Source organism: Bartonella sp. AA56HLJMS, assembly GCF_042197145.1.
Classification (GTDB): Bacteria; Pseudomonadota; Alphaproteobacteria; order Rhizobiales; family Rhizobiaceae; genus Bartonella.
Genome location: NZ_JBHIRL010000122.1, coordinates 1 through 517 on the forward strand (window position 1 = coordinate 1; position 517 = coordinate 517).

The 517-nt window shown below is 40.6% G+C and carries 1 protein-coding gene; it reads left to right on the plus strand.

Translation table 11 applies throughout. The annotated features are described in order from the left end of the window. On the plus strand, positions 1-517 hold a 517-nt coding region (locus ACFINI_RS10205; RefSeq protein ID WP_375648067.1), incomplete at both ends, for a DnaB-like helicase C-terminal domain-containing protein.

Consider the following 517-nt stretch of genomic DNA (forward strand, 5'->3'; position numbering starts at 1 on the left):
GAACAGCTTGCAACTCGTATTATCTCAGAACAAATAAAGGTTTCTTCTTCTGATATGCGTCGTGGTAATATCTCAGAAGAGCAATTTACCAACATCATTTACGCAATGCGTTCCTTACAAACAATCCCTCTTTATATTGATCAAACGGGGGGTGTATCCCTTGCACAATTAGCCGCCCGTGCAAGGCGTCTTAAACGACAACATGGTCTAGATGTCTTGATTATCGATTATATCCAACTCATGACAAGCGGTTCAAAGCGTTCATTAGAAAACCGCGTTCAAGAAATTACAGCCATTACCACCGGATTAAAAGCACTTGCAAAAGAACTCAATATTCCCATCATTGCTCTGTCACAACTTTCACGTCAAGTTGAAAACCGAACCGATAAACGTCCACAACTCTCCGACTTACGTGAATCTGGTTCAATCGAGCAAGATGCCGACATTGTTCTGTTCGTTTATCGTGAAGAATATTATCTCAAAAATGAAGAACCCAAAGAAAGCACTGCTGAGTATA